The sequence below is a fragment of the Parasphingorhabdus sp. genome (assembly GCF_036964675.1).
Lineage (GTDB): Bacteria > Pseudomonadota > Alphaproteobacteria > Sphingomonadales > Sphingomonadaceae > Parasphingorhabdus.
In genome coordinates this window covers 1-3,423 of record NZ_JBALTF010000120.1, presented here as the reverse complement: position 1 = coordinate 3,423, position 3,423 = coordinate 1, and the positions used below count along the sequence as shown (strand labels likewise).

Below are 3,423 nucleotides of genomic sequence, written 5' to 3'. Positions count from 1 at the left end.
CGATGGTCAGCGCGCCGTGGCCGCCCATGCTATGCCCGAATATTCCCTGTCGGTTCATATCGACCGGGAATTCCCTGGCAATCAGATCCGGCAATTCTTTCTCGATATAGCTGCGCATGCGGAAATGCTTAGCCCACGGCTCTTCGGTGGCATCGACGTAAAAACCGGCACCCTGCCCCATGTCATAGGCCTCATCATCAGCCACGCCTTCGCCGCGCGGCGACGTATCGGGCGCGACAATGATCAAGCCCAATTCGCTGGCGGCCCTGCGATATTCACCCTTTTCCATGACATTGGCATGGGTGCAGGTCAGGCCGGACAGATACCAGACAACCGGCAGTTTTGCGCCTTGTTCATGATCAGGAACATAGACCGCGAAACTCATGTCGGTTCCTGTCTCGGTGGACGCATGGGAATAGCCCCCCTGCGTGCCGGCAAAACTTCTATTGGTGGAAACGGTTTCCATCAAAAAACCACGACGCTGCGGATGCTTTCACCGGCGTGCATCAGGTCAAAGCCCTTGTTGATCTCTTCCAGGGTCAATGTGTGGGTGATCATCGGATCGATTTCGATCTTGCCGTTGACATACCAGTCGACGATTTTCGGAACATCGGTCCGGCCGCGCGCGCCGCCGAATGCGGTGCCCTTCCAGACCCGTCCGGTGACCAGCTGGAATGGCCGGGTCGAAATTTCCTTGCCGGCCTCGGCAACGCCGATGATGATGCTTTCACCCCAGCCGCGATGACAGGATTCCAGCGCCTGACGCATGACGTCGGTATTGCCGGTGCAATCAAATGTATAATCCGCGCCGCCATCGGTCAGCGCCACCAGATGTTCGACGATATCGCCCTTGATCTTTTTCGGATTGACGAAATGGGTCATGCCGAATTTCTTGCCCCATGCTTCGCGGTCGTCATTGATGTCGACGCCGATAATTTTATCCGCGCCGACCATCCGCGCGCCTTGCAGCACATTGAGGCCAATGCCGCCAAGGCCGAAGACGATGACATTGGCACCGGGCTCCACTTTCGCCGTGTTGACCACCGCGCCGACACCGGTGGTGACGCCGCAGCCGATGTAGCAGCTGGTGTTGAACGGCGCGTCGGTGCGGATTTTGGCAACCGCAATTTCCGGCAGGACGATGAAGTTGGAAAAGGTCGAGCAGCCCATATAATGGTAGATCGCTTCGCCCTTGTAGGACATCCGGCTGGTCCCGTCGGGCATCAAGCCCTGGCCCTGAGTCGCGCGGATGGCGGTACACAGGTTGGTCTTGCCGGACAGGCAGCTTTTGCACTGGCGGCATTCGGGGGTGTAAAGCGGAATCACATGATCGTCGGGAGCCACCGAGGTGACGCCTGCTCCGACTTCCCGCACGATACCGGCGCCTTCATGGCCCAATACGCTGGGGAACTTGCCTTCGCTGTCGAGCCCGTCGAGCGTGTAAGCGTCGGTGTGACAAATACCCGTCGCCATGATCTCAACCAGCACTTCGCCCGCCTTCGGACCCTCCAGATCAAGCTCGACAATCTCAAGTGGCTTTTTGGCTTCAAATGCTACGGCTGCGCGGGTCTTCATATTGATTGTTTCCTTCTGTTGACCTGTCGATCATATTTGTATGTCATACATACGGTTATCCACAAGATAAACCGCTTAATTTGAGTCGGCCTCCAAACTTGCTTAATCGCTGCCGGTTCTGCTCGAATCCCAAAGCGCATGCAATATCGGCAATAGATGGGGCCGCAAATGTTCGGGGATTGATTGTTGTAATCGCACCTCATGATCATCAATAACAGCTTGTGCCGCTCGCAGAAGCTTTTTCCCTTTTGCTGTCAGCAGCAGGCCCTGCGACCGACCATCGACCGGTTCTTTTGAAATCAGGGACTGGTCCAACAATCTGGAGACAAGCGGCACCATATTGGCACGCTGGATGTCCAGCAATTTGCCGGCATCGCTCTGCGTCAAGCCGGGATTGGCCTTCACCAATATCAGAAGCGAGACATCGCTGTGCCGCAATCCGATTTTTCCAAGCCTCTTGTTCAATTCTGCCAGAGAAGCGGCTGCCGCCCGGCTCAAGACATATCCGGGCAATGATGAAAGAGGGTCCAGCATGTGACCACTATAAGAAATGCTATTGGCAATAGCAATGCAGAATGCTATTGCTCATAGCAATTAAACCTTGAAGGGAATCAATATGTCCGACCGCACAGAAGAAGATACCGTAGCTTATGAAATCAAGGATGGCATTGCATGGGTGAAATTCAATCGCCCGGAAAAGCGCAATTGCATGAGCCCCAAGCTCAACCGGCAGATGCTGCGGGTGCTGGATAAGCTGGAATTCGACGACAATGTCGGCGTCCTGGTCCTGACCGGAGAAGGCAGCAGCTGGTCGGCCGGTATGGATTTGAAAGAATATTTTCGTGAAACCGAGGAAAAAGGCCTTCCCGGCATCCGGCAGAGCCAGCGCGAGGCCTATACATGGTGGGAGCGTTTGCGCTGGTATCAGAAAACCACGATTGCCATGGTCAACGGCTGGTGCTTCGGCGGAGGCTACGGACCGCTCTATGCCTGCGACCTGGCCTTTTGTGCCGATGAAGCGCAATTTGGCCTGTCGGAAATCAACTGGGGCATTTTGCCGGGCGGCGGCGCGACCAAGGTTGCAACCAATTTGATGCCCCTGCGCAAGGCCATGTATCATACGTTGATGGGTGAAAATATGAGCGGTCAGGAAGCCGCAGCAGCAGGGCTGGTCAACGAATCCATGCCGCTCGACCAATTGGAAGCGCGCGTGACCGAAGTCGCAAACAAGCTGCTCAAGAAAAATCTCGACACGCTCAAGGCTTCCAAGGACGCGGTCAAACGCGTCATCGAAATGACCTTCGACAATGCCGAAGATTATCTGATCCGGGCGCAGGAAGCACTGAACTTCCATGACAAGACCGACGGCCGGCATGAAGGCATGAAGCAATTTCTCGATGAAAAGAGCTTCAAGCCGGGTCTGGGTGAATATGACAAGACCAAGACCGGAGCGGACTGAAGTCTGACGGACCAATCGTGAGCAATCCTGATATATTGGCGAGGCATATCGCCATCGCCTATGGTGCGCCCGCGCTTGGCGCGGCCAGTGAAGCTGCGCATGATGAAGCCATGATCGCGGAAATATTGCATTCGGCCAGCCGGTTTACCGCCGATCATCTGGTCGCGCTCAATCATGTTGGCGACCGGGTTGGCAGCCTGCTGGAAAATGGTCGGGTCAAGACGCCTGCAGGACATCAGCAGGCCTGGGCCGATTTCCGCGACGGCGGCTGGCTGTTGCTAGATGCCAAGGCGGAAGATGGCGGAATGGGCCTGCCCTCTTCGCTGGCCAGCGCTGTTCAGGAAATGCTGGACAGCGCCTGTCCGGCGTTCGGGATGATGCCGGTGCCT

4 protein-coding genes and 1 pseudogene are annotated in these 3,423 nt (G+C 56.1%); 2 read left to right on the top strand and 3 right to left on the bottom strand.

The features are described from left to right. The 3 genes from V7665_RS13315 to V7665_RS13305 form a co-directional block, all read right to left on the bottom strand. Positions 1 to 466 (bottom strand): alpha/beta hydrolase-fold protein (locus V7665_RS13315; protein ID WP_335665018.1); only part of this gene is annotated, 466 nt, incomplete at its 3' end. Then, on the bottom strand, positions 466 to 1,575 hold the full coding sequence (locus tag V7665_RS13310) for an S-(hydroxymethyl)glutathione dehydrogenase/class III alcohol dehydrogenase (RefSeq protein WP_335665017.1): 1,110 nt from the start codon (positions 1,573 to 1,575) through the stop codon (positions 466 to 468). The genes V7665_RS13310 and V7665_RS13315, both read right to left, overlap by 1 nt. A 102-nt stretch (positions 1,576 to 1,677) precedes the next feature. After that, positions 1,678 to 2,109, bottom strand: coding sequence for a MarR family winged helix-turn-helix transcriptional regulator (locus V7665_RS13305; RefSeq protein ID WP_335665016.1), 432 nt, complete (start codon positions 2,107 to 2,109; stop codon positions 1,678 to 1,680). 82 nt (positions 2,110 to 2,191) lie between these two features. Between V7665_RS13305 and V7665_RS13300 the strand changes: the two genes are divergently transcribed. Both V7665_RS13300 and V7665_RS13295 read left to right on the top strand, forming a co-directional pair. Beyond that, complete coding sequence (locus V7665_RS13300) at positions 2,192 to 3,034, top strand: p-hydroxycinnamoyl CoA hydratase/lyase (protein ID WP_335665015.1); 843 nt, start codon at positions 2,192 to 2,194, stop codon at positions 3,032 to 3,034. 17 nt (positions 3,035 to 3,051) lie between these two features. Next, positions 3,052 to 3,423, top strand: a pseudogene (locus V7665_RS13295) (hypothetical protein); the annotation flags it as partial.

What these genes read in the sequence shown, in the direction of transcription:
- V7665_RS13300 (WP_335665015.1), top strand. Translation starts at nt 2,192, where the DNA reads ATGTCCGACCGCACAGAAGAAGATACCGTAGCTTATGAAATCAAGGAT.
- V7665_RS13310 (WP_335665017.1), bottom strand. Translation starts at nt 1,575, where the DNA reads ATGAAGACCCGCGCAGCCGTAGCATTTGAAGCCAAAAAGCCACTTGAG.
- V7665_RS13305 (WP_335665016.1), bottom strand. Translation starts at nt 2,109, where the DNA reads ATGCTGGACCCTCTTTCATCATTGCCCGGATATGTCTTGAGCCGGGCG.